This window comes from Streptomyces sp. TG1A-60, from assembly GCF_037201975.1.
Lineage (GTDB): Bacteria > Actinomycetota > Actinomycetes > Streptomycetales > Streptomycetaceae > Streptomyces.
In genome coordinates this window covers 3,011,909-3,035,530 of record NZ_CP147520.1, presented here as the reverse complement: position 1 = coordinate 3,035,530, position 23,622 = coordinate 3,011,909, and the positions used below count along the sequence as shown (strand labels likewise).

Below are 23,622 nucleotides of genomic sequence, written 5' to 3'. Positions count from 1 at the left end.
AAAGGAAAGCCATGACGCTGTTGTCGATGGATGCCATCTCCGTCATCCGCACCAAGCGGGACCGCGGCGCGCTCAGCGACGAGCAGATCGACTGGGTCATCGACGCGTACACCCGCGGCGAGGTCGCCGACTACCAGATGGCCGCCCTCAACATGGCGATCCTCCTCAACGGCATGGACCGCCGTGAGATCGCCCGCTGGACGGCCGCGATGATCGCCTCCGGCGAGCGCATGGACTTCTCGTCCCTGTCCCGCCCCACCGCCGACAAGCACTCCACGGGCGGCGTCGGCGACAAGATCACTCTCCCGCTGGCCCCCCTGGTCGCCGCCTGCGGCGCGGCCGTCCCCCAGCTCTCGGGCCGGGGCCTCGGCCACACGGGTGGCACCCTCGACAAGCTGGAGTCCATCCCGGGCTGGCGCGCCCTCCTCTCCAACGAGGAGATGCTGAACGTCCTGGACGAGGTCGGCGCGGTCATCTGCGCGGCGGGCGACGGCCTTGCCCCGGCGGACAAGAAGCTCTACGCGCTCCGCGACGTCACGGGCACGGTGGAGGCGATCCCGCTCATCGCTTCCTCGATCATGTCGAAGAAGATCGCGGAGGGCACCGGCTCGCTGGTCCTGGACGTGAAGGTGGGCAGCGGAGCCTTCATGAAGACGATCGAGGACGCGCGCGAGCTGGCCTCCACGATGGTGGGCCTGGGCACCGACCACGACGTGCGGACGGTCGCCCTCCTGACGGACATGTCGACCCCGCTGGGACTGACGGCGGGCAACGCCCTGGAGGTCCGGGAGTCGGTCGAGGTCCTGGCGGGCGGCGGCCCGGCGGACATCGTGGAACTCACCGTCGCCCTGGCCCGCGAGATGCTCGACGCGGCGGGCGTGAAGGACGCCGACCCGGCGAAGGCCCTGGCCGACGGCTCGGCGATGGACACCTGGCGCCGCATGATCGCCGCCCAGGGCGGCGACCCGGACGCCGAACTGCCGACCTCCCGCGAGCAGCATGTGGTGAAGGCGACCGCCTCCGGCGTCCTGACCCGCCTCGACGCGTACGACATCGGCATCGCCGCCTGGCGCCTCGGCGCCGGCCGCGCCCGCAAGGAGGACCCGGTGCAGGCCGCCGCGGGCGTCGAGATGCACGCCAAACCCGGCGACACGGTGACGGAGGGCCAGCCCCTCCTCACGCTGCACACCGACACCCCGGAGCGCTTCGGGTACGCCCTGGAGGCGGTGACGGGCTCGTACGACATCGCGGCCCCGGGCACGGCGTTCACGGCGTCGCCGGTGGTGTTGGAACGTATCGCCTGACCTGCGTCCCTCCCCTTCGGGTGAACGGGACCGGTGGACCGGTACCGGTCCCGTTCGGCATGCTGTGGTCGGTGACGCGACGATTGGAGCGCCATGAGCGCACTCACTGTCGACCACGCCCAGCGTCTTCCCCGACGAGTAGGGGCGCCAGCTCATCCGCTCACGCGGCGGCCTGCTCGCTCGCCGATGAATTACGCGGCTCCTCGCGGTCTACAGACCGTGGACGCGACGACACCCGCCGTACTCGTACTGCCAGGCCCTGTCACCCGGGACGAGGTGCCTCGGCTCTGTGACGAGGTACGAGCGCGACTGGAGGGGGCCGGGGGCGGGGTGCTGGTGTGTGACGTCGCCGGGATCGGACCGCCGGGGCTGGGCGTCATCGACGTACTGGCCCGGCTGCAGCTGGCGGCCCGGCGGGCCGGGGGGCGGATACGGCTCCGGGACCCCGACCCGGCGCTGCGCGCCCTACTGGGCCTGGTCGGGCTTGCCCTCGATGTGGAGGGGCAGGTCGAAGAGGGGGAACCAGCGGGCGGTGTCGAGGAAGCAGTGGAACCCGGCGATCCGGCCCGCTGATATCTCCAGCACCTGCACGGCCCAGGCGCTGAAGCCGCCCTTCTCCGGGTCCGGCTTGTACTGCGCGAAGCCCGGCAGGCCGTTCACCGCGACCGGCACGAGGTGCGACCCGGCGCAGGGCGCGCCGAGCGTGGTCATGAATCCGGTGATGTCGCTCGTCCCGGTCAGCCACAGGTCGAACGGCGGCATCGTCATGACCGCGTCCTCGTGCAGCAGGACCGTCAGCGCCGCCATGTCGTACCCCTCGAAGGCGGCCACATAGCGCTCCAGCAGCTTCTGCTGCTCCTGGTCCAGCGGGTCCGAGACATCGGCCGCCGCCTGACCCTCGCGCTCGGCGAGGGTCGCGCGGGCCCGCTGCAGCGCGCTGTTCACCGAGGCGACCGAGGTGCCCAGCAGTTCGGCGACCTCGCTCGCCTTCCACGCCAGCACCTCCCGCAGGATCAGCACGGCCCGCTGCTTCGAGGGCAGCTTCTGCAGCGCCGCCACGAACGCCAGCCGCACCGACTCCTTCGCCACGGCGGCCTCCGCAGGGTCGGACGTGGCGGGCAGGACACGGGCGTCGGGCACGGGCTCCAGCCAGGTGTTGTCGGGGCGGGGGGCGAGGGCGGCCTGCGCGAGCGGCGTGGACTCGGTCAGGTCCATGGGCCGGGCCCGCTTGTTCCCGGCGTTGAGCATGTCCAGGCACACGTTCGTCGCGATCCGATAGAGCCACGACCGCAGGGACGACCGCCCCTCGAACTTCCCGTAACTCCGCCAGGCCCGGATCATCGTGTCCTGCACGGCGTCCTCCGCCTCGAAGGACGAACCGAGCATCCGGTAGCAGTACCCGGTCAGCTCGACCCGGTGCCTCTCCAACCGAACGTCCAGCTCCGCCGTAGCCGTCGCCGTACCCTCACTCATGGCCAACCCACCCCTGTGGCATACCTGTGCGTACCAACACTTCGGAAGCTACCGCAGGCCACTGACAATGGCCCGCTGAGTCGAGAAAGCGGCAGGTCAGGGGCGGGTGCGCCGTCTGTGGGTGGGGGGCGGTAGGCCTTTCAGGGGCGCGGGGAGCCGCGCGATCAACCTTCAACGAACCCGCACCCGCCAATACGCCCCATCCCCCGAGCCTCAGGCCCCCAAGGAGGTCGAAGGGGCGGGACCCTTTCACGGTGTGGTTAGGCTCTGACGCGTAAATACCAACCGGCGCGGGCAAAACCGCAGGTAGCTGACCTCGCCTCCTGCGTTGCCACCCCGCGGCGCGGTGTTGATCAATGGCTACGGGGCATTCGTGCTGCCATTTACCCACCCCCACGGCGAGCGGCGAAGCCGCCCTGGGTCGCTGACCTGCAGAAACATAGAGTTTCAGGCCAAACTTCTGGGCTCTGGCAGAGTTGCAGAGCGGTGACCGGGGTAACCAGCCGACACATGGTCGACCTCTTACAGTCGGTCACACGCCCGCATGCCTGAGAAAGGTCACCAGGTCCGCGTCAGGGACTCCACCAACCCCTTGGGGCCGCTGGTTGCTGAGGGCCGAAAGCGGGACGGGATTGCGGTTCAGTGCACGCGTCGCGTCGAGGTTCGGCACGGCGGGGAACTCCCACAGAAACCCGTCAGGGTCGTCCTGGATCTCGTACGGTTCGTCCTCCACTTCGGCCATGGCAGCGACGATGCCAAGTGGGAGTCTGAAGTACACCCAGAGGCGGTCACCGAGCTTGATGTGACGTCTCACCCTGAGCCCCCAGAACTGCGTGCGCCCCGCCTCGGCGAACATCAAATAGCGGTCCGGCCTGAGCGGTTCCCCGTCCCTGTCCGCCGTCTTCGGGTCCACCGGGTACAGCCATTCCCGCATCGTGCCGCCGTCCTCTCCCCCGCTTGCTTCTCTGCGCCCATTGAACCGTGCTGAGGGCATGAGATGGCCCCCGACTGCGGCCGAGGCGTGTGCAGTCGGGGGCGCCACCCGCACCGGACGGGGGAGGCCGGTACGGGGGTCACGCATGCTGCCCTTGCGCCTCGCAGCGCCCCGGAAGCGGCAGCCATCGGGTTTGGTGCTGCGGGTCCTAGGCGCCCTGGGCGTCGTGCTCGCGGTAGGGATTGCCCTCCGCAGGGGTCACCCGCCAGAAGGTTTCCGCCGTCGCCTTGAACTGTCGATGCGTCGGATGCAGGCCCGTGTGTTTCAGCGCCCATACCTCAACTAGTGCCGTAGCAGGGAACGTTTGCCCTGTTGTGATGTGACGCGTCGTCCGGGTGCTGTGTCGGGCGGCGCGTGTCCGTCACTCTGTCCGGGTGGCAGAACGAGTACGCGTGCGTGAGATCGATGACGACGAGGGCAGACGGCTGCTGCGGATCATCCGCAGGGGGACTGGGTCGGTGGTGACCTGGCGGCGGGCCCAGATGGTGCTGCTGTCCGCGCAGGGCATGCCGGTGGCGAAGATTGCCGAGGTGTCGTTCACCAGCGACGACCGGGTCCGCGATGTGATCCACAACTTCAACACCGACGGCTTCGAGTCGCTGTATCCGAAGTACAAGGGCGGCCGGCCCAAGACGTTCACATTGCCCGAGCGTCGCGAGATCAAGAAGATCGCCAAGTCCAAGCCCGCCGAGCACGACCTGCCGTTCTCGACCTGGAGTCTGACCAAGCTGGCGGACTTCCTGGTCGCCGAGGGGGTGGTCGACGACATCAGCCACGAGGGCCTTCGCATCCTGCTCCGCGAGGAAGGCGTCTCCTTTCAACGCCTGAAGACCTGGAAGACCTCCCGCGACCCGGACTACGCGGCCAAGAAGGCACGCGTCGAGCACCTGTATGCCATCGCCGACGGCGAGGTCATACCCGAGGAGGGCGAGCCCGAAGTCGTCTTCTGTCTGGACGAGTTCGGGCCGCTCAACCTGATGCCCCACCCTGGCCGGCAGTGGGCCGAACGCGGCGGCAAGTACAAGGACCCCGACCGTGAACCACGTCGTCGTCGGCGGGCGACCTACAACCGCTACGGCGGGGTGCGGCACCTGTTCGCCGCTCTGGACCTGGCCAAGGACAAGCTCTACGGCCACATCAAGCCCATCAAGCGACGCACTCAGTTCCTGGAGTTCTGCCGCTACCTGCGCACCCTCTACCCGGCCGGTGTCCGCATCGCGATCGTCTGCGACAACTTTTCCCCGCATCTGACCACGAAGAAGTGCCAGCGGGTCGGCACCTGGGCGGCGGCGAACAACGTCGAGATCGCCTACACCCCGACGAACTCCTCGTGGCTCAACCGCGTCGAGGCCCAGTTCACCGCTTTGCGCTACTTCACCCTCGACGGCACCGACCATGCCGACCACAAGGAACAGGGCAGCATGATCCGCCGCTACATCATCTGGCGAAACCGCCATGCCGACGACCGACGCCTACGCGCCGTCGTCGACAGGGCAAACATTGCCTGATCCGGCACTAGCAAGCACTCATTGTCAGTTGGCTGAGCCTGAGCCCCGCACGTGATGCACTCGGCGGAGTAGATGCCCTGCGTTGCGCCCTGGGCCGTTTCCGGCCCTAGCGTCCACTCGGCCGCTTTGACGATCGAGCGCGTCACAGTGTCCCCCTGCTGCGTCGGTTTGCTTCGGCCAACAGGGCGCGGAGCTTGTTCGCGCGCTGGTCGCTGCCCTTGTGGCGCGGGCACGCGCAGGGCGGGTATTCGCTGGAGAGATCCGGCACGCTCGACGGTTTCACGGTGTGCTCAGCGCGTACGAGGGTCCGGGCGCCCGTCTGCGGATTGATCTTGTAGACAGCGAGTGTCATCACTGGGCATTCCCCCAGGGCGCGCGCTGGGCGCCTGTCCGGGCCGTCCTGGGCGCCTCGCCCGGTGCCACGAGGCAGGGGCGGACAAGGGCGCCCATGTGTGCCCAGGCTTCCTCTGCCTCCCAGTCACGGGGCGGGAACCACTCGGCGCCCGCCTGCGGTTGAGGCTGCCATGCCTCGCCCAGAGCATGCCTGTCCCTGCGGTTCCTCCGCGTGGTGACCGGCCTCGCGCCCCACACGTCCGGCGACGGCCCGTTACTGGGTACCTGGGGCGCTTCCTGGGGCGTAGCGGTGCGGGCGTGCCTGTCGGGGTTGCGTCGCCGGAATGCGGCTCTCACTCGTTCGAGCGTTCGTGATAGACCCATGGGTGACTGCCTGCTCTCTCAGGTGGTCCACGCCCCCGGCCGGTCGCACGGCGCGGGGGTCCTTGCTGCTCTAGGCAACTCCACGGCTACACACAGCGGTACCGTTGAAGCGGCAGCAGGACTTAAGAGCTTTAAGTGCCACGCCAGCACGAGGAGTTGAAACCCAGTGAGCACGCCGGAACCGAACGCTGATCTAGAGCGGCTGTACTGCGAGACCGGCTGGACACTGCGCCAGTTCGCCCAGGATGTGAACCGCGTAGGCACGGAGCGAGGCACGCCCCTCAACTATCGGGAACCGTCCGTTCACCAGTGGCTAAAGGGGCACATGCCGAGAGAGGCTGTGCGGCCGTTGGTCTTGGAATCCTTGTCCCGCCGACTACACCGCCCTATCACGCACGCCCAAGCCGGGTTTCCCGCACCCCAGGATCAGTTGAACGCCCATCCGAGTACAGTGGAAGGGCTCATGGATCTTGGGAGAAACGATATGGACCCGTCCCGCCGCAGCATACTAGGCGCAGGTCTATTCTCCGTTGCCCTCACCGTGCCCAATTGGCCCGACGTCGTTGGCCGGATGGAAGCTGTTCAGAAAGGCCAGACGCAGCGGGTGGGAATGCCCGAAGTGGACATGGTCATTGCCATGACGGAACGGGTTTCTGAACTTGACGACCAATTCGGCGGGCGCCATGCGCGCCCAATGGCTGCCGCATTTCTCGTGAATACAGTAGCCCCCTACCTTCGGGCGGATGCTCCCGACCACGTTCGTAAAGCGATGATGGCGGCGGCTTCTGACCTCTGCTATCTCACTGGTTACATGGCCGCAGACGAGGGAGTTCACGGATTGGCTCAGCAGTATTACCTCAAAGCGTTGGAACTTGCCGGAGCGTCAGAGGATCACTTGACGTACTGCACAACGCTACGAGGAATGAGCGTTCAAGCCGTAGAACTAGGGCATGGACAAGAGGCAATGCGCCTAGCCGATGCTGCCGCTGCCGTCTCTCCGAATGCGGGTCCTCGAATGCGCGCCTTCCTCGCTGGCCAACAGGCGCACGCTGCCGCTCAAACCGGTGAACGCAATAAAGCTCTCCTGTACCTCCGGGAAGCCGAAGTTGCAATGGATAAGGCGGAATCCCGAGCGAAGATCTTTGGTTCGTACGATCCTGCCGCCCTCAATTATCACACAAGTCAAGTGCGGTACGAATTGGGGGACACGGCGGGCGCCGTCGAGGCAATGCAGCAGGCCGACAAGTTGCGGTACAAGGTTTACCGGCGTACGCGCGTCCACCATCGCGGGATTCTTGCTGAACGTCAACTTTCCATTGGGTACTTGGAAGCCGCCTGCGCCACGTGGAATCTCGTATTGGATGATTACCCACTCGTCCAATCCGGGCGGGCAGAACAGCGGGTACAGAACATGTTCAAAATGATTCGCCCGCACCTGGGCAACCCAACAGCGCGGGGCCTCTATGAACGCGCGCGGCTGGTCACTCCGCCATCCCTGTTGCCCGTCCAATAGACCAAACGCAGAACAGGCACCGGGATGCCGGGACGACGCTGTTGGTAAGGGGACGGGTAAGGGCGGCGGGGGCGAACAACTCAACGCACAGTCACGGGTCCCCGCCGAGCCGCCCGCGACCCCACCACAGTGATCCCCACAACCCCCGCCACGGCGAGCATTCCGAGCGAGACGGTCGCGCTCCAACCCCCCGCGTGGAAGGCCACCGCCCCCAGCGTGCTGCCCGCACTGGACCCCACGTAGTACGCCGACTGGTACAAGGCGGAAGCCTGCGCCCGCCCCCGCTTCGCCGTGTGACTGACCGCCGACGACGCCACGGCGTGGCCCGCGAAGAACCCCGCGGTGATGAGCACCAGCCCCACCAGCACCAGCACCAGTGAACCGGACAGCGACACCAGCAGCCCCGCGGTCGTCGTACCGCCCGCGAGATACAGCGCCCCCCGCCGCCCGAGCCGCCCCACCAGCTTCCCGGCGGTCGACGCGGACACCGTGCCCACCAGATACACGAGGAAGACCGAACCGATGACCCCCTGTGGAAGGGAGAAGGGCGCGTCGGTCAGGCGGTAGCCGATCACGGTGTAGACCGCGCCGAACACCGTCATGAACAGCGCACCGACGGCGTACAGCCGCCGCAGCAGCGGATCCGCCAGATGCGCCCGGACCGTCCGCCCCAGCACAGCCGGCCGCAGCGAACCCGCCGCGAAGTGCTTCGGCGCCGGCAGCAGCAGCCGGAACGCCGCCGCACACCCCACGGCGATCAGCCCGAGCACACCCAGCGCGACCCGCCAGCCCCACTCCTGCGCGACCCACCCGGTGACGACGCGCCCGCTCATGCCGCCGACGCTGTTGCCGGCGACGAAGAGACCGATCGCGGTGATGAGGGCCTCGGGCCGGACCTCCTCGGCGAGGTAGGCGGTGGCCGAGGCGGGCACCCCCGCCAGCGCCGCGCCCTGCACCGCCCGCAACACCACCAGCGCGCCCAGCGACGGCGCGAAGGGGACCAGGAGCCCGACCGTGACCGCGACCGCCAGCGACGCCGTCATCAACGTACGCCGCCCGAACCGCTCCGACAGCGCGCTCATCGGCAGCACGAACAGCGCCAGCGCACCGGTCGCCGCCGACACCGTCCAGCTCGCCGCGCTCGCCGTACTCCCGAAGCCGTCCGAGATCAGCGGCAGCAGAGCCTGGGTGGAGTAGAGGAGGGCGAAGGTCGCGACACCCGCGAGGAACAGCGCCAGACTCATCCGGCGGTAGCCGGGCCCGCCGGGGGTCACTCGGGAGTCGGTGGCGTTCGAACGGCTGGACGTGGTCGATTCGGCGCCCACGGTGGTGGACGCCTCGGTACTGACGGAAGGCATGCCTCGAAAGTACGGACGCCGTGACTCATCCGTCCAATGCACGGAACCCCCATAATCGTTCCCGTGATGCATGAGCAGAGGTCAGGGCGGCGGCTGTCACAGTCCAGTGACACAGAACAGATCGATGGCTATGCCATCGATGACTCCGAGGCGATCGAGGACATCGTCCTGCGCCTGGCCCCGCGCCTCGCCTACTTCGCCGGCGTCGCCCGCACCGAACACGTCACCCGGGCCGCGCAGGAGATGCGGGTCCCCCAGTCGACGCTCTCCCGGGCGATGGTCCGCCTCGAACAGGACCTCGGCGTCGACCTGTTCGCCCGCCGGGGCCGCACGGTCTCCCTGACCCACGCCGGGCGCACCTTCCACGCATCCGTCGAACGTGCCCTCGCCGAGATCGAGCGCGCCGCCGACGAGGTCCGCGCCGACGCCGACCCCGCCACCGGCAAGGTCGCCTTCGGCTTCCTGCACACCATGGGCGCCGAGACGGTCCCCGGCCTCCTCCAGGCCTTCCGCGCCGAACATCCCCGCGTCCGCTTCAGCCTGGTCCAGAACTACGGCGAGGCCATGCTCGAACGCCTCCGCGCCGGCGAACTCGACCTCTGCCTCACGTCCCCCGTCCCGGACGCCCCCGACCTGGTGGCCCGCCGCCTCGACGAACAGAAACTCCGTCTCGTCGTCCCCGCCGACCACCGCCTCGCCGCCCGCAAACGCGTCCGCCTCGCCGAGGCCTCCGACGAGACCTTCGTGACCCTCGAACCCGGCTACGGCATGCGCCGCATCACCGACGACCTCTGCAAGGAGGCCGGCTTCACACCCCGCATCGCCTTCGAGGGCGAGGAGGCGGAGACGCTGCGGGGCCTGGTGGCGGCCGGGCTGGGGGTGGCCCTCCTGCCCCCACCGGCCGTCCCGCGACCAGGCGTCGTGGAACTGACGGTCACCGCTCCCCGAGCCGCCCGGGAAATCGGCGTGGCGTGGCTCGACGGCCACCCGGACACACCCCCCGTGGCGGCTTTCAAGAGGTTCCTGCTGTCGAGAAGGGGCAACCTGCTGGGCAGTTGAGCGCCGGGGGAGCCAGAGGCGCGGGACTGCGTCGGCATGCGGTTGCGTCGCGTGGGCGCGACCAGCCCCCACCCACTCACCCGCAGCCGCGCGGAAACCCTCAGCCACGCCTCCGAGCGCGAGCCACCCCGAACCCGGAAGCAAGCGGCATACGCAACCCCAGCGGCGGCGGCGCGGCAAGCGCGTCCTCCACGGGCCGGGAGAAAGCCCTCCCGAACAGAACCCCCATCACGAAATCCGAAGCCAGCGCATGCACCTCGTCCCGGTACTGCGTCAACCCATGCCGAGCCGCATGCACCTCGAACCGGCAGATGCCGGGGTTCGTCTTCTTCGCCCGCGCGGCGAACCGGAACGACAGCTCGGGATCCACCCGCTCGTCGTTCGTACCGTGCACGATCAGCACCCGCCGCCCGGCCAACTGCTTCACCGGTTCGGGCGGCGAGGCCACATCCTCCTGAGGCAGCCAGGGAGCGATGGCCAGCACGGAGTTGACGGCATCGTGGCCGCCCGCGTGCAGCGCGGCCCGCGCACCCATGTGGAGCCCGGCGAGACACACCGGCACGTCGCCGTAGCGCCGCACCACCTCGTCGGCGGCCCACTCGGCGTCCCGCGCGAGCCTCGCCTCCGTGCCGTTCCAGCCCCGGTAGCGGTAGTGCACGACATGGGTCGCCAGCCCGTCGGTGCGGCCCGCGCGGGCGAGCCGGCGGCCGAGGGCGCGCACGGAGGCGGCGGCCCTCATGGAGGAGGGTCTGCGGGTGGATGCCTCGTCGCCGGCCGGAAGCAGCAGGACGACTCCGCTGACCGTGCTCGGCTCCGGTCCGAGCGTCCGCCCAAGTCGGGGCGTACGGACCGGCATTGCTTGCTGCGCCATGACAGAACAGTGTCAGAAGAGAGGGTGTGCGCCACCCGTCTGCGGGTCACCGTTGGGTATCGACGGCACCGCCCGACAGGCGCTCTACGCGCGTAGGCTTTATCGTGCGAAAATGACGAACCAGACCGACCGGACCGGAAGCACCCCGGACCCGGACCAGATCCGCCGGGCGCCCAAGGTTCTGCTGCACGACCACCTCGACGGCGGACTGCGCCCCGGCACGATCGTCGAGCTCGCCCACACCTCCGGCTACACCCCCCGGCTCCCGGAAACGGACCCCGACCGGCTCGGCGCGTGGTTCCGCGAGGCCGCCGACTCCGGTTCCCTGGAGCGGTACTTGGAGACCTTCTCCCACACCGTCGCCGTCATGCAGACCCGCGACGCGCTCGTCCGGGTCGCCGCCGAGTGCGCCGAGGACCTCGCGGCGGACGGCGTCGTCTACGCCGAGGTCCGCTACGCACCCGAACAGCACCTCGACGGCGGGCTCGGCCTCGAAGAGGTCGTCGAGGCCGTCAACGAGGGATTCCGGCAGGGCGAGCGGCGCGCCCGGGACAACGGCCACCGCATCCGGGTCGGCGCCCTGCTCACCGCCATGCGGCACGCGGCCCGGGCCCTGGAGATCGCCGAACTCGCCAACCGCTACCGCGACCTCGGCGTCGTCGGCTTCGACATCGCCGGCGCGGAGGCCGGCTACCCGCCCACCCGGCACCTCGACGCCTTCGAGTACCTCAAGCGCGAGAACAACCACTTCACCATCCACGCCGGGGAAGCCTTCGGACTGCCCTCCATCTGGCAGGCGCTGCAGTGGTGCGGCGCCGACCGGCTCGGCCACGGCGTCCGCATCATCGACGACATCCAGGTCCACGAGGACGGCTCCGTGAAACTCGGCCGCCTCGCCTCCTATGTGCGCGACAAGCGCATTCCGCTGGAGCTGTGCCCCAGCTCCAACCTCCAGACCGGCGCCGCCCGTTCGTACGCCGAGCACCCCATCGGACTGCTGCGGCGACTGCACTTCCGGGCCACCGTGAACACCGACAACCGGCTGATGTCCCACACCGGAATGAGCCGCGAATTCGAGCACCTTGTCGATGCCTTCGGTTACACGCTCGACGACATGCAGTGGTTCTCCGTCAATGCTATGAAGTCAGCATTCATTCCTTTCGATGAACGACTGGCCATGATCAATGACGTGATCAAGCCCGGATACGCCGAGTTGAAATCCGAATGGCTGTTCCGGCAGACGGCCTCCACCAGTGGTTCTGCCAACGACCGGAACTGAACGGCGGCTCGGGAAGCGGTTGCACGGACGGCGACGCGACCGCTTTTCGATGTTTGCCTCCGGCGGGACTTTGGTGTTTACGTTTCGGTACCGCTCACCACCCGTCAAACGCATTCCAAGGACGCATTCAACATGAAGCAGTCTGCTGTCAAGACCCTCGGTGTCGCCGTCTTCGGTACCGCCATCGCCGCTGCGGGCGCGGGCGCCGCGAACGCCGCCCCGAGCGCACCCGACGCCTCCCAGGCCCTGGGCACCGTCACCCAGTCGCTGCCCGTGGAGAACGTCTCGAAGTCGCTGCCGGCCACCGAGGCCGTCACCCAGGGGCAGAGTGCGCTCGGCGCCGGTCTGGAATCCGCTCAGCCCGCCGCCACCAACGTCCTCGCCGAGGGCCCGGCCGCCCCCGTCGCCGGACTGCTCGGCGGCGTCCCCGTCGGCAAGACCCTCCCGGCCAACGGCCTCGGCGTGAACGGCCTGCCGCTCGGCGGCGGCGCCGCCTGAGCCGGACCGCTCCACCCGTACGGGGCGCCCCCTGCGAAGGGGGCGCCCCGTCGGTGTACGCGTCACCAGGCCGTGCGGGCCTTGCTCTCCGAGGGGAGCAGGATCCACAAGGCTATGTAGAGCAGGAACTGCGGTCCCGGAAGCAGGCACGACACCAGGAAGATCACGCGCATCGTGGTCGCGGAGGTGCCGAAGCGCCGTGCCAGCGCTGCGCAGACTCCGCCGATCATCCGGCCTTCCGAGGGGCGGGCGAGGCGGCTCATGAGGGCTCCTTCGTCAGCGTAGGACGTCGGCCCCGGGCCGACGGTGGGGCGGGGCCTCCTGACGGCCTCCGCTCTCGTTTCCACACCTTCGACACTACGGTGACGAACCGGACGAAGCGTCCCTCTACGGAGCCATGCCGACCCTGGGAATCGTCGGGGTGCGACCCTGAGACGGCTCCTCCCGGCGGAGACTCGTCCGCACCCGCGTCTCGGCCCTGCGCCGCAGCGCCGCCCTGACCGTGGGCACCACCGCGAGATGGGCGAGGCCCACCCCGACCGTGTTCAGCAGGATCGAGTCGATGTCGACGACCTGACCGGGCACCCCCGTCTGCAACAGCTCGATCGCCGGCGACAACAGTGCCCCCACCGCGACCGACCTGGCCAGCGAGGCCAGCGGCGACGCCGCCAGTCTGCCGTGCGCCATCGGCAGGAGCACACCCAACGGCGCCAGCAGCGCCAGCCCCTCACCGATCCTGCGGGCGGCCTCCGGCCAGCCCAGAGACAGATCCGCTCTGATCCCCGCGAGCGGCCGCAGATTCGCGGGACTCATCCAGGTGACATCCAGCGGACGCAGCGTGATCCAGGCGACGACCGCGAGATGCGCGGCGAGGAGGACACCCCCCGCCGCACGGACACGGATTCCGGCACTACCGCCGTTCGTACCTTGACGCTGCACGCCCCCCAAGACGCGGCCCCCGCCACGATCGGTTCCCCCCTGCTTCGTGGCTCGGTTCGCCTCCGGGGCGCAGAAGCCTGTGGTGAGGCGGCGATCGTGCTCGGCCCTCCTTCGGCGGGCGGTGCGCACGTCCGCCGCCTCACCACAGGCACGCCCCTTCGGCTCACCCGCCGGCCCGGTTGCAGTGGAGGGCTGCTTCAGCAGTTCGGGAGGAGGTGGTTGCTGTCGAAGGGCGTCCGCCGCCTCATGGGACCTTCGGGTCACTCGCCGACCGGTTGCAGTGGAGCAGGCAGGGAGTCTCGCTTGGGCAGGTCAGGAGAGGTGGGCCCCCTCGGCTCACTCGCCGGCCTCCCGTACAGCGGGCCGCGTGGGGAGCGGCGACAGGGTCAGGGAGCCGCGATCTCCGTCGACGGCGGTGTCTCCGCGCCCGGGTTCGACTGGACGTCCGGGGTGCAGTCGTAGCGTCGCAGGGGCTCGGTGCTCGTGCTGCCGAGGACAACCGAGCCGTTGTCGCCGGCGGCGGCGGAGCCGGCGAAGGTGCAGACGATCTGGGCGAGGGCGTACTCGGGGAGGGCGTCGGGGGCTATGGACAGGTGGAGGGCGTCCTCGGGGTCGCCGGGGCGGGGGCCGGTCACCGTGAGGCCGGTCGGTACGGCCGTGTCGTAGCCGGCCTCGTCCTCGACGTCGGAGGGGTTCCCGGCCAGCGCGTCCAGGAGCCCCTGTGCGACGACGACGCGCCGCTCGGCCTCCGCGACACCCTCAGCCGCCCGCACCGTGCGGTCGACCCGCACCAGCGCCCCGGAACAGAGCAGGAACACTTCGACGGGAATCCCGGACGGGGTCGCCTGCGGCGCGATGTCCGTCACCGACAGCTCACAGGGCACCATCGACGGGGCCGGCCCGAAGTCCGTCGGCACCTGCGTGGCCCGGATACCGCAGCCGGCGAGCAGCCCGGCGAGCGCCCCGGTCGCGACCAGGGTCCGTACGCCCCGCGCCCGTATGCCGCCTGCGCGTACGTCTCGTCCGCGTGTGCCTCGCATCGTCACTGCCCGTCCCCCTCGGTGTCCTCCGTGCCGTCCTCGTCCCGTTCGCGCGCGATCAGCGAGGCCGCGTCACGGGGCAGGCGGAGCGTGAAGACGGCGCCGCCCTCGGGGGAGTTGGCGGCGGTGATCCCGCCGCCGTGGATGTGGGCGTTCTCCAGCGCGATGGACAGGCCGAGGCCGCTGCCCTCGGAGCGCGGGCGGGAGGCGCTCGCCTTGTAGAAACGGTCGAAGACGTGCGGGAGAACGTCCTCGGGGATGCCGGGCCCGTGGTCCTGCACCTCGATCAGCAGGTCCTCGCCCTCGTCGCGCACCGACACACGCACCGGGGAACCGCCGTGCTTGAGCGCGTTGCCGATCAGGTTCGCGAGGATCACGTCCAGGCGGCGCGGGTCGAGGTTGGCCATGATGCCGCGCTCGGCGTCCAGCTCCACCGCGTCCAGCCAGGCGCGGGCGTCGACGCAGGCGGTGATCTGGTCGGCGATGTCCACGTCGTCGAGGACCAGCCGGGCCGTGCCCGCGTCGAAGCGGGTGACCTCCATCAGGTTCTCGACCAGGTCGTTCAGGCGCCGCGTCTCGCTGACGACGAGCCGCACCGCCGGTTCGATCATGGGATCGAGGCTGCCCGTGTCGGCGTCCAGCTCCTCCTCCAGCACCTCCGTGACAGCGGTGATCGCCGTCAGCGGCGTGCGGAGCTCATGGGACATGTCGGCGACGAAGCGGCGGGACGCCTCCTCGCGGGCGCTCATGTCGTCGACCTTCTTCTCCAGGGACTCCGCCGCCAGGTTGAACGTCCGGGAGAGATCGGCCAGTTCGTCCGTTCCGGACACCCGGAGCCGGGTGTCGAGCTTGCCCTCGCCGAGGCGCCGGGCGGCGACACCGAGGCGCTGCACCGGCTTCAGCACGGTCGTCGCGGCGGCCTGTGCGAGCAGCGCCGAGCCGATCAGCGACAGACCCGTCGCGATACCGAGCGACCAGGCCAGCGAGTTGAGGTCCTTCGCCTCCAACTCCAGGGACTTGCGCATGTAACCGGTCGGCCCACCGCCGATCATCTTCGCGCCGCCCACCAGATACGGCTCGTCGTTCTCGATGACCCGCTGCCAGTACAGGTGGTGGGCGTGCTGGTTGCCCGAGGTGAGCTTCTGCCGCTTGCCGACGGCCTTCTGCAGGGACGCGGGCACGTCCGTCGGCGCGAAGCCGTCCAGGGAGTTGTCGGTCGACGAGCCGTACACCGTCCTGCCGTCGGCGTCCTCGGCGATGAGCAGCACACTGAACCGCTCGCCCCCGTCCGCCATCTGACGTGCCGCGAGGCGCAGTTGATCCTGTGTCGGATGCGGGCGCAGCGTGCTCACATGGCTCTGCATCTCCCGCTCGAAGTCCTCCAGCGCCGCGTCCTGAGCGCGGGTCAGCACGGCCTCGCGGTTGAGCCAGTACGCGATACCGGACGCCGACACGGCCGCGGTGAGCGCCACCAGCCCGAAGACGACGACCAGACGCAGCCGAAGACTGGTGAAACGGATACGGGACTGAACTTGCCTGCGCGCCGCGGACCAGCCGCGGATCCCCCCTTGGGCCTTCGTCACTGAGGAACGTCCAGCCGGTAACCCACGCCGCGCACGGTACGGATCAGGGTCGGCGACGACGGTACGTCCTCGACCTTGGCGCGCAGCCGCTGCACGCACGCGTCCACCAGACGGGAGTCGCCCAGATAGTCGTGCTCCCACACCAGCCGCAGCAACTGCTGCCGGGACAGAGCCTGTCCGGGACGGCGGCTCAGCTCCAGGAGCAGCCGCAGCTCGGTGGGTGTCAGTTGGAGGTCCTCGCCGTTCTTCGTCACGGTCATCGCCGCGCGGTCGATCACCAGGCTGCCGAAGGTCGCCGCGTCGTTGGCCTCGCGCTCACCGCGCCGCAGCACCGCGCGGATACGGGCGTCCAGCACCCGCCCCTGCACGGGCTTGACCACGTAGTCGTCCGCGCCGGACTCCAGGCCCACCACGACGTCGATGTCGTCGCTGCGCGCGGTCAGCAGGATGATCGGCAGCTGGTCGGTGCGCCGGATCCGCCGGCACACCTCGAAGCCGTCGATTCCAGGCAGCATCACGTCCAAAACGATCAGATCAGGCCGCTGTTCGCGCAGCAGCTTGAGGCCATCCTCGCCGGTGGCGGCGGTGGCGACACGGTGCCCCTGGCGCGTCAGTGAGAGCTCCAGGGCCGTGCGGATGGCGTCGTCGTCCTCGATCAGCAACAGGGAAGGCACGGGCTCATTCTGGCCCATGGCATGGCGCCGAATCGACCGTTGGAGCGCTCCCACCCCTCACGCGCACACGATCGTGCCGATCGCGTAGCCGCACGACTCTTCTCTGTGATCAACCTGTGTCCCGCCTGGGCACGACCCCTGTGACAGGTCTGTGACAGACGGCGGACACGGCCATGAAAGTGGGCGGGCAGTCTTTTCGGCACAGGCAAGGAAACACCGCCCGACAGCACGAAGGGGCGGAGCCGGAGAAGCGCGGACGAGCACCACGGCACGGCACCGCAACCGGAACTCCACGACGGGGGGCGCGAGATGAACACGCTGCACAGCACCAGCACTGGCGCAGTTGTCACGCGTCTCCACGACGTCATCCGGAACACGGAGAAGTCCGGTGTTGGGAGCGGGCGGGGGTGCGCTCGCGGTGCCGGGCGTCAGCACACGACGTACATGTCGGTGGTCGACGCCCATGTGGGGGAAGCACCACGGGGTCCGCGGCGGCAACCGCCGTCGGCACTGCCGGGGCAACGGGGACCGCGTACGGGGAGAGCACGGGGGAGCGCCGGTCCGGGTCGGAGGCGGAGTTCACCGCCTACGTCAAGGAGCGTCGTGCCTCCCTGTACGCAACCGCCTACCACCTGACCGGAGACCGCTTCGAGGCCGAGGACCTGCTCCAGAGCGCCCTCTTCTCGACGTACCGGGCCTGGGACAGGATCAGCGACAAGGCCGCGGTCGGGGGCTACCTCCGCCGCACCATGACCAATCTGCACATCAGCGCGTGGCGCCGCCGCAAGCTGAACGAGTACCCGACCGAGGAGCTGCCGGAGACCGCCGGCGACACGGACGCGATGCGCGGCACCGAGCTGCGCGCCGTCCTGTGGCAGGCGCTCGCCCGGCTCCCCGAACTCCAGCGGACGATGCTGGTCCTCCGTTACTACGAGGGCCACACCGACCCGGAGATCGCGGAGATCCTCGACATCAGTGTCGGCACGGTGAAGTCCAGCATCTGGCGGTCCCTCCGCCGGCTGCGCGACGACGAGGTCCTCAGCTTCGGCCGTGACGAGGAGGAGTCCTTCGGGGAGCTTGTCGCCTGAAGGTCTGTGGGGGAGCAAGTAAGCGGGGGAAGAACGGGGGAGCGGGGAAGATCGCGGTGGTGCGGGGGAGCGCCGCCGCGACAACCGGGGGAGAGCGGCGGGGGTCCGGGGGGACCACGACGGTGGAAACCGGGGGATACGGGGGAAGCGGGACTGGAGGGCCGGGGGGTCCGTCCAGTCCCGCTTCTGTTCGCGCCGGCCCGTGTTCTGTCCGGCTGGTGCCGCGACGGGCGAACGTTGCCTGCCGCGGCACCGGCTTCTGCCGTCTACGCCGTAGCCGTCGCGGAGCGGCCCGGGGTGGCCGCGGCCAGTCGGCCCAGGGCCTCGTCCCTGTCGCAGGGGTGGGCGCCCAACTCCGTCTGGCGGGCCACGATCGAGCGCTCCAGGCGCATCAGCCGCCAGCCGCGCCGCAGCAGGAAGGGCACGGACTTGCGGCCCTCCCGCAGATCGCGCAGGAAGCGGCGGCGGAAGGTCTTCACCGGACCACGGGTCAGGCACAGGGCGTCCGCGAGGACACCGAGTTCACGGCAGCGCCCCACGATCTCGGCGGCGAAGATGCCCTCGGCGATGAACACCGGCGTCCGCTCGATGTGCAGGGCCTCCGCGCCGGTGCGCGCGCTCAGGGAGATGTCGTACGTCGGCACGGTCGTACGGCCCGTGCGGCACAGCTCCTCGATCGCCGCGACGGCGGCGTCCGCGTCCCAGGACAGCGGGTGGTCCCAGTCGATGTCCGCGCTGCCCGCCACCTGAGGCAGCGTCGGGTCGTCGCCCTCCTTGTAGAAGTCGTCGAGCCGCAGCGCGGGCAGGCCGGAGCGGGCGGCGAGGAGGGATTTGCCTGAGCCGGACGGACCGGACAGCAGGACGACCCGGGTCGGTATCGGGGGATGCGAACTCACGAGAGTCCAGTGTGAGGCATCACGCGGCTCTCGCCGAGCGGCGGGTCGCCCTTGGAGCGCACATCACACCTCAACCGCCGTACGTGTCTCTGTGACTACTTTCCGCGGCGGGAATCGACAGGAGGAGGCGGCACCGCTGACGGCTCGCCACTCGGCCCCCCGGAACTGCGCCGCCCGGCGCACGCTGCCGGCCGTCACCGGCGCGGGGGCCGCCGCCCTCGGCGCGCGCGCCGGTACGGCCGCGGCGGCGGACGGCGCGGCCCCCGGTCCTCGACGTGACGCGCACCCGGCCCGCCTCGCTCGGCGACGTCGCCCCGCGGGCGGGCCTCCAGGCACTCGCCGGCACCGTCGGCTACGTCACCGGCCCGGCAGCCGGCCCCAGGCCCGACCCGCTCGCGGGCACGGGGGCCGATCCTCTCGACAACGGCGCCGGGACGCAGCCGACCCCCTTACGGGGCGCTCCTCAGTACGCCGAACCCGACGCGCCCAGCGACCCCGTCGGGTGCCACACCGTCTTCGTCTCCAGGAACGCCGTCATGCGGTCGATGCCCGGCGCGGCCGTCCAGTCGTCCACAGGCTGTGGACGCAGGACGCGCTTGAGGTTGTCGGCCGCGGCGATCTCCAGTTCCTTCGCCAGCACGTCGTCCGCGCCGGCCAGGTCGATCGCGTTGACGTCCTGGTGGGCGGCGAGGGGGGCCGCGATCTCCGCCGTACGGCCGGAGAGGACGTTGACCACACCGCCGGGTACGTCGGAGGTGGCCAGCACCTCGCCCAACGACAGTGCCGGGAGGGGGGACTTCTCGCTAGCGATCACGACCGCCGTGTTGCCCGTGGCGATCACCGGGGCGAGGACGGAGACCAGGCCCAGGAAGGACGACTCCTGGGGGGCCAGGACGGCCACCACGCCCGTCGGTTCGGGGGTGGAGAGGTTGAAGTACGGGCCCGCGACCGGGTTTCCGCCGCCGACCACCTGGGCGATCTTGTCGGTCCAGCCCGCGTACCAGACCCAGCGGTCGATCGTCGCCTCCACCTGGGCGGCGGCCTTCGACTTCGACAGGCCCTCGGCGTCGGCGACCTCGTGGACGAACTGCCCCTTGCGGCCCTCCAGCATCTCCGCGACGCGGTAGAGGACCTGGCCCCGGTTGTACGCCGTCGCGCCGGACCAGGCACCGAACGCCTTGCGGGCGGCGACGACCGCGTCACGGGCGTCCTTGCGGGAGGAGAGCGGGGCGTTGGCCAGCCACTTGTTCTTCGAGTCAGTCACCTCGTACACCCGGCCGCTCTCGGAACGCGGGAACTTCCCGCCGACGTACAGCTTGTAGGTCTTGAACACACTGAGACGGTCAGACATCGAGGTACGCCTCCAGGCCGTGGCGACCGCCTTCGCGGCCGAAGCCCGACTCCTTGTAACCGCCGAACGGCGACGTCGGGTCGAACTTGTTGAACGTGTTGGACCAGACGACGCCCGCACGGAGCTTGTTCGCCACGGCCAGGATCCGGGAGCCCTTCTCGGTCCAGATGCCCGCCGAGAGGCCGTACTGGGTGTTGTTGGCCTTGGCGACGGCCTCGTCCGGGGTACGGAAGGTGAGGACCGACAGGACCGGGCCGAAGATCTCGTCACGGGCGACGGTGTGCGCCTGGGTGACGTTCGTGAAGAGCGTCGGGGCGAACCAGTAGCCGGCGGAGGGCAGTTCACAGGCCGGGGACCAGCGCTCGGCGCCCTCCGACTCGCCGCGCTCGACGAGCGAGGTGATACGGGTGAGCTGCTCCTCGGAGTTGATCGCGCCGATGTCCGTGTTCTTGTCCAGCGGGTCGCCGAGGCGGAGCGTGGAGAGGCGGCGCTTCAGGGAGTCGAGCAGCTCGTCCTGGATCGACTCCTGGACCAGGAGGCGGGAGCCCGCGCAGCAGACCTGGCCCTGGTTGAAGAAGATGCCGTTCACGATGCCCTCGACGGCCTGGTCGATCGGGGCGTCGTCGAAGACGATGTTGGCGCCCTTGCCGCCCAGTTCGAGGGTGAGCTTCTTGCGGGTGCCCGCGACCGTCTTCGCGATCTCCTTGCCGACCGCCGTGGAGCCGGTGAAGGCGACCTTGTCGACGTCCGGGTGCGCGACCAGGGCCGCGCCCGTGTCGCCGTAGCCGGGGAGGATGTTGACGACGCCCTTCGGGAGGCCCGCCTGGCGGCAGATGTCCGCGAAGAAGAGCGCGGAGAGGGGGGTCGTCTCGGCGGGCTTCAGGACGACCGTGTTGCCGGTCGCGAGCGCCGGGGCGATCTTCCAGGCGAGCATGAGGAGCGGGAAGTTCCAGGGGATGACCTGGCCCGCCACGCCGAGCGGCGTGGGGTCCGCGCCGAACCCGGCGTGGTCGAGCTTGTCGGCCCAGCCCGCGTAGTAGAAGAAGTGCGCGGCGACCAGGGGGAGGTCGGCGTCGCGGGTCTCCTTGATCGGCTTGCCGTTGTCGAGGGTTTCCAGGACGGCCAGTTCGCGGGAGCGCTCCTGGACGATGCGGGCGATGCGGAAGAGGTACTTCGCGCGCTCCGCGCCGGGGAGGGCCGACCACTTCTCGAAGGCCCTGCGGGCCGCCTTCACCGCGCGGTCCACGTCCGCCTCGCCCGCCCGCGCGATCTCGGAGAGGACCTCCTCGGAGGCGGGGCTGACCGTCTTGAAGACCTTGCCGTCGGCGGCCTCGGTGAACTCGCCGTCGACGAACAGGCCGTACGAGGGTGCGATGTCGACGACCGCGCGGGACTCGGGTGCCGGGGCGTAGTCGAATGCGGATGCCATGGGGATCAGTCCACCGTCACGTAGTCGGGGCCGGAGTAGCGGCCGGTGGCCAGCTTCTGGCGCTGCATCAGCAGGTCGTTGAGGAGCGAGGACGCGCCGAAGCGGAACCAGTGGTTGTCCAGCCAGTCCTCGCCGACGGTCTCGTTGACCAGGACGAGGAACTTGATCGCGTCCTTGGTGGTGCGGATGCCGCCGGCCGGCTTCACGCCGATCTGCACACCGGTCTGGGCGCGGAAGTCGCGAACTGCTTCCAGCATCAGGAGGGTGTTGGCGGGGGTGGCGTTCACCGCGACCTTGCCGGTCGAGGTCTTGATGAAGTCCGCGCCCGCGAGCATGCCGAGCCAGCCGGCCCGGCGGATGTTGTCGTACGTCGAGAGCTCGCCGGTCTCGAAGATGACCTTCAGGCGGGCCGTGGAGCCGCAGGCGTCCTTCACGGCGGTGATCTCGTCGTGGACCTTGAGGTAGTTCCCCGCGAGGAACGCGCCCCGGTCGATGACCATGTCGATCTCGTCGGCGCCGGCGGTGACGGCCTCGTGGACGTCGGCAAGCTTCACGGCGAGGGGGGCGCGGCCGGCCGGGAAGGCGGTGGCGACGGAGGCGACCTTGACGGTGGAGCCGGCGACGGCCGCCTTGGCGGCGGGCACCATGTCCGGGTAGACGCAGACCGCGGCCGTGGCGGGGGCCGTCCGGTCGGTGGGGTCGGGTAGGACCGCCTTGGCGCCGAGGGACCGGATTTTGCCCGGGGTGTCCGCGCCTTCCAGGGTCGTCAGGTCGACCATGGAGATGGCCAGGTCGATGGCGTACGCCTTGGCGGTCGTCTTGATGGAACGGGTGCCGAGGGAGGCGGCGCGCGCCTCCAGGCCGACCGGGTCGACGCCGGGCAGCCCGTGCAGGAAGCGGCGCAGCGTGCTGTCGGACGCGGTGACGTCGGCGAGAGCGTGGGGTGCAGCTGTGGACATGGTCACCAGACGAGCATATCTACGCGCGTAGCGGGTGTACAGCCCCGGACATGGATGTGCGCGGCCGGACCGGAAGGGGCGCGGAAGTACCGCGCGCACCCCGGTCTCCAGCCGTCTGCCGGCCGTCGTGGTGTTCGGGGCGTCGGGCAGAATCGGAGGCATGAGCACCCCGGATCAATCGTCGCCCGAGCCGGAGAACGCGTCGGCGGCTCGCGAGCGCGCGGAGGCCTCGTCGGCTTCGGAGACCCCGAAGGCCGAGAAGCCTCCGACGGCCGACCACGCCGACCAGGCCGAGAAGCCTCAGCAGGCCGAGAAGCCTCAGCAGGCCGAGAAACCTCAGCAGGCCGAGAAACCTCAGCAGGCGGAGCAGGCGGAGAAGACCACCAAGGCTCCGACGCCCGCCGAGCCCGCGTACAAGGACCGGGTGTACCGGTCGCCCGCCGGACTGGCGGGCGGGGTGTTGCTGCTGGCGCTGGGCGGGTGGCTCGGCGGGGACGCGTTGGTGTCGGGGGACGGGCGTACGCCCTGGCTGGCCCTGGCGTTGTTGCTGGTGGCCGTGCCGCTGGTGGCCGCCTTCTCCGTCCGGCCGGCCGTCTTCGCCAATGACGAGCGGCTGCGGGTGCGCAATCCGTTCCGGGTGATCGAGCTGCCCTGGGCGAGCATCGTGTCCCTGCGCTCCGGCTACACCAACGAGGTGATCGACTCCAGCGGCGCCAAGTATCAGCTGTGGGCGATTCCCGTTTCGCTGCGGGCCCGCAAGAAGGCCGCCCGGATTCAGGCCCGGGACGCCCATCGGGTGGCCAAGGGGGACAGCAGCGGCCGTACCTCCCTGGTCGCGCGGCCGGTGCCTGCTTCCGAGACCGACCAGTTCATGGCTGACCTGCGAGAACTGTGCGAGATGCGGGCCAGGGCGGCCGGGTCGCAGGGGGAGCCGAGTGTACGGTGGGCCTGGGAGATCATGGGGCCCGCGGCGGCGGGGGCCGTGTTGCTGGCGGTGCTGGTCGCGCTGGGCTGAGCCGGGGCGCCCGGTGGCTCGGTTGAGGGCTTTCCCGGGTTCGGGCCGTACCGTCCTGCGAGCGACAACCACCG

22 protein-coding genes and 2 pseudogenes are annotated in these 23,622 nt (G+C 69.9%); 10 read left to right on the top strand and 14 right to left on the bottom strand.

The features are described from left to right. Positions 1-20 precede the first annotated feature (20 nt). Together WBG99_RS12570 and WBG99_RS12565 are read left to right on the top strand one after the other, a co-directional pair. Positions 21-1,304, top strand: coding sequence for a thymidine phosphorylase (locus WBG99_RS12570; protein ID WP_338900317.1), 1,284 nt, complete (start codon positions 21-23; stop codon positions 1,302-1,304). A gap of 186 nt (positions 1,305-1,490) precedes the next feature. Further along, positions 1,491-1,877 carry an STAS domain-containing protein gene (locus WBG99_RS12565; protein ID WP_338900316.1) on the top strand — a complete coding sequence of 129 codons (387 nt, stop codon included), beginning with the start codon at positions 1,491-1,493 and terminating at the stop codon, positions 1,875-1,877. Here WBG99_RS12565 and WBG99_RS12560 read toward each other — a convergent pair. Together WBG99_RS12560 and WBG99_RS12555 are read right to left on the bottom strand one after the other, a co-directional pair. Beyond that, complete coding sequence (locus WBG99_RS12560) at positions 1,770-2,777, bottom strand: sigma-70 family RNA polymerase sigma factor (RefSeq protein WP_338896414.1); 1,008 nt, start codon at positions 2,775-2,777, stop codon at positions 1,770-1,772. The genes WBG99_RS12565 and WBG99_RS12560 overlap by 108 nt on opposite strands. Before the next feature lie 532 nt (positions 2,778-3,309). Then, positions 3,310-3,711 carry a hypothetical protein gene (locus WBG99_RS12555; protein ID WP_338896413.1) on the bottom strand — a complete coding sequence of 134 codons (402 nt, stop codon included), beginning with the start codon at positions 3,709-3,711 and terminating at the stop codon, positions 3,310-3,312. A gap of 434 nt (positions 3,712-4,145) precedes the next feature. Between WBG99_RS12555 and WBG99_RS12550 the strand changes: the two genes are divergently transcribed. Continuing rightward, positions 4,146-5,279, top strand: a complete 1,134-nt coding sequence (locus tag WBG99_RS12550) for an IS630 family transposase (protein WP_338896412.1) — start codon at positions 4,146-4,148, stop codon at positions 5,277-5,279. A 142-nt stretch (positions 5,280-5,421) separates the two neighbouring features. Here WBG99_RS12550 and WBG99_RS12545 read toward each other — a convergent pair whose 3' ends face one another. Next, positions 5,422-5,631 carry a hypothetical protein gene (locus WBG99_RS12545; RefSeq protein WP_338896411.1) on the bottom strand — a complete coding sequence of 70 codons (210 nt, stop codon included), beginning with the start codon at positions 5,629-5,631 and terminating at the stop codon, positions 5,422-5,424. 531 nt (positions 5,632-6,162) lie between these two features. On the opposite strand from WBG99_RS12545, the gene WBG99_RS12540 reads away from it, so the two are divergent. Then, positions 6,163-7,509: a tetratricopeptide repeat protein gene (locus tag WBG99_RS12540; RefSeq protein WP_338896410.1), complete on the top strand. Its 1,347-nt coding sequence runs from the start codon at positions 6,163-6,165 to the stop codon at positions 7,507-7,509. 80 nt (positions 7,510-7,589) lie between these two features. Here WBG99_RS12540 and WBG99_RS12535 read toward each other — a convergent pair whose 3' ends face one another. After that, the gene (locus WBG99_RS12535; protein ID WP_338896409.1) at positions 7,590-8,867 is read right to left on the bottom strand and encodes an MFS transporter; all 1,278 of its coding nucleotides are present in this window, start codon (positions 8,865-8,867) and stop codon (positions 7,590-7,592) included. A 63-nt stretch (positions 8,868-8,930) separates the two neighbouring features. On the opposite strand from WBG99_RS12535, the gene WBG99_RS12530 reads away from it, so the two are divergent. Then, complete coding sequence (locus WBG99_RS12530; RefSeq protein ID WP_338896408.1) at positions 8,931-9,926, top strand: LysR substrate-binding domain-containing protein; 996 nt, start codon at positions 8,931-8,933, stop codon at positions 9,924-9,926. A 100-nt stretch (positions 9,927-10,026) separates the two neighbouring features. Here WBG99_RS12530 and WBG99_RS12525 read toward each other — a convergent pair whose 3' ends face one another. Next, positions 10,027-10,797 carry a prolyl oligopeptidase family serine peptidase gene (locus WBG99_RS12525; RefSeq protein ID WP_338896407.1) on the bottom strand — a complete coding sequence of 257 codons (771 nt, stop codon included), beginning with the start codon at positions 10,795-10,797 and terminating at the stop codon, positions 10,027-10,029. 112 nt (positions 10,798-10,909) lie between these two features. On the opposite strand from WBG99_RS12525, the gene WBG99_RS12520 reads away from it, so the two are divergent. Both WBG99_RS12520 and WBG99_RS12515 read left to right on the top strand, forming a co-directional pair. After that, complete coding sequence (locus WBG99_RS12520; protein WP_338896406.1) at positions 10,910-12,076, top strand: adenosine deaminase; 1,167 nt, start codon at positions 10,910-10,912, stop codon at positions 12,074-12,076. A gap of 132 nt (positions 12,077-12,208) precedes the next feature. Next, on the top strand, positions 12,209-12,574 hold the full coding sequence (locus WBG99_RS12515) for an ATP-binding protein (RefSeq protein ID WP_338896405.1): 366 nt from the start codon (positions 12,209-12,211) through the stop codon (positions 12,572-12,574). Between the two features lie 62 nt (positions 12,575-12,636). Here WBG99_RS12515 and WBG99_RS12510 read toward each other — a convergent pair whose 3' ends face one another. From WBG99_RS12510 to afsQ1, 5 genes are all read right to left on the bottom strand, one after another. Continuing rightward, a complete protein-coding gene (locus WBG99_RS12510) occupies positions 12,637-12,837 on the bottom strand; it encodes a PspC domain-containing protein (RefSeq protein ID WP_338896404.1) in 201 nt (66 codons plus the stop codon). Positions 12,838-12,961: 124 nt separating this feature from the next. Then, the gene (locus WBG99_RS12505) at positions 12,962-13,513 is read right to left on the bottom strand and encodes a VanZ family protein (protein WP_338896403.1); all 552 of its coding nucleotides are present in this window, start codon (positions 13,511-13,513) and stop codon (positions 12,962-12,964) included. Between the two features lie 386 nt (positions 13,514-13,899). Then, on the bottom strand, positions 13,900-14,553 hold the full coding sequence (locus WBG99_RS12500; RefSeq protein ID WP_338896402.1) for a hypothetical protein: 654 nt from the start codon (positions 14,551-14,553) through the stop codon (positions 13,900-13,902). 2 nt (positions 14,554-14,555) lie between these two features. Next, complete coding sequence (locus WBG99_RS12495) at positions 14,556-16,136, bottom strand: HAMP domain-containing sensor histidine kinase (protein ID WP_338896401.1); 1,581 nt, start codon at positions 16,134-16,136, stop codon at positions 14,556-14,558. Then, the gene (gene afsQ1, locus WBG99_RS12490) at positions 16,133-16,810 is read right to left on the bottom strand and encodes a two-component system response regulator AfsQ1 (protein ID WP_055515961.1); all 678 of its coding nucleotides are present in this window, start codon (positions 16,808-16,810) and stop codon (positions 16,133-16,135) included. Before afsQ1 ends, WBG99_RS12495 begins: the two co-directional genes overlap by 4 nt. Before the next feature lie 309 nt (positions 16,811-17,119). On the opposite strand from afsQ1, the pseudogene WBG99_RS12485 reads away from it, so the two are divergent. Next, positions 17,120-17,898 (top strand): annotated as a pseudogene (locus WBG99_RS12485) (SigE family RNA polymerase sigma factor). Between the two features lie 266 nt (positions 17,899-18,164). Here the strand turns inward: WBG99_RS12485 and WBG99_RS12480 are convergent. Next, positions 18,165-18,794, bottom strand: a complete 630-nt coding sequence (locus WBG99_RS12480) for a uridine kinase (protein ID WP_338896400.1) — start codon at positions 18,792-18,794, stop codon at positions 18,165-18,167. 136 nt (positions 18,795-18,930) lie between these two features. Between WBG99_RS12480 and WBG99_RS12475 the strand changes: the two are divergent. After that, positions 18,931-19,234, top strand: a pseudogene (locus WBG99_RS12475) (hypothetical protein); the annotation flags it as partial. A gap of 23 nt (positions 19,235-19,257) precedes the next feature. On the opposite strand, the gene WBG99_RS12470 reads toward WBG99_RS12475, so the two are convergent. The 3 genes from WBG99_RS12470 to deoC are packed head-to-tail and all read right to left on the bottom strand — an operon-like array spanning position 19,258 to position 22,533. Continuing rightward, positions 19,258-20,145, bottom strand: coding sequence for an aldehyde dehydrogenase family protein (locus WBG99_RS12470; protein WP_338896399.1), 888 nt, complete (start codon positions 20,143-20,145; stop codon positions 19,258-19,260). Then, a complete protein-coding gene (locus tag WBG99_RS12465; protein ID WP_338896398.1) occupies positions 20,138-21,574 on the bottom strand; it encodes an aldehyde dehydrogenase family protein in 1,437 nt (478 codons plus the stop codon). The genes WBG99_RS12470 and WBG99_RS12465 overlap by 8 nt, the downstream gene beginning before the upstream one ends. Before the next feature lie 5 nt (positions 21,575-21,579). Continuing rightward, positions 21,580-22,533, bottom strand: coding sequence for a deoxyribose-phosphate aldolase (gene deoC / locus WBG99_RS12460; RefSeq protein ID WP_338900315.1), 954 nt, complete (start codon positions 22,531-22,533; stop codon positions 21,580-21,582). 424 nt (positions 22,534-22,957) lie between these two features. Here deoC and WBG99_RS12455 point away from each other — a divergent pair, with 424 nt between their 5' ends. Then, a complete protein-coding gene (locus tag WBG99_RS12455; RefSeq protein ID WP_338900314.1) occupies positions 22,958-23,548 on the top strand; it encodes a PH domain-containing protein in 591 nt (196 codons plus the stop codon). The last annotated feature ends 74 nt before the right edge of the window (positions 23,549-23,622 follow it).

Coding starts and splice junctions, on each gene's coding strand:
- WBG99_RS12535 (WP_338896409.1), bottom strand. CDS start 8,867: ATGCCTTCCGTCAGTACCGAGGCGTCCACCACCGTGGGCGCCGAATCG.
- WBG99_RS12500 (WP_338896402.1), bottom strand. CDS start 14,553: ATGCGAGGCACACGCGGACGAGACGTACGCGCAGGCGGCATACGGGCG.
- WBG99_RS12465 (WP_338896398.1), bottom strand. CDS start 21,574: ATGGCATCCGCATTCGACTACGCCCCGGCACCCGAGTCCCGCGCGGTC.
- WBG99_RS12555 (WP_338896413.1), bottom strand. CDS start 3,711: ATGCGGGAATGGCTGTACCCGGTGGACCCGAAGACGGCGGACAGGGAC.
- WBG99_RS12470 (WP_338896399.1), bottom strand. CDS start 20,145: ATGTCTGACCGTCTCAGTGTGTTCAAGACCTACAAGCTGTACGTCGGC.
- deoC (WP_338900315.1), bottom strand. CDS start 22,533: ATGTCCACAGCTGCACCCCACGCTCTCGCCGACGTCACCGCGTCCGAC.
- WBG99_RS12510 (WP_338896404.1), bottom strand. CDS start 12,837: ATGAGCCGCCTCGCCCGCCCCTCGGAAGGCCGGATGATCGGCGGAGTC.
- WBG99_RS12515 (WP_338896405.1), top strand. CDS start 12,209: ATGAAGCAGTCTGCTGTCAAGACCCTCGGTGTCGCCGTCTTCGGTACC.
- WBG99_RS12565 (WP_338900316.1), top strand. CDS start 1,491: ATGAATTACGCGGCTCCTCGCGGTCTACAGACCGTGGACGCGACGACA.
- WBG99_RS12560 (WP_338896414.1), bottom strand. CDS start 2,777: ATGAGTGAGGGTACGGCGACGGCTACGGCGGAGCTGGACGTTCGGTTG.
- WBG99_RS12520 (WP_338896406.1), top strand. CDS start 10,910: ATGACGAACCAGACCGACCGGACCGGAAGCACCCCGGACCCGGACCAG.
- WBG99_RS12545 (WP_338896411.1), bottom strand. CDS start 5,631: ATGACACTCGCTGTCTACAAGATCAATCCGCAGACGGGCGCCCGGACC.
- WBG99_RS12525 (WP_338896407.1), bottom strand. CDS start 10,797: ATGGCGCAGCAAGCAATGCCGGTCCGTACGCCCCGACTTGGGCGGACG.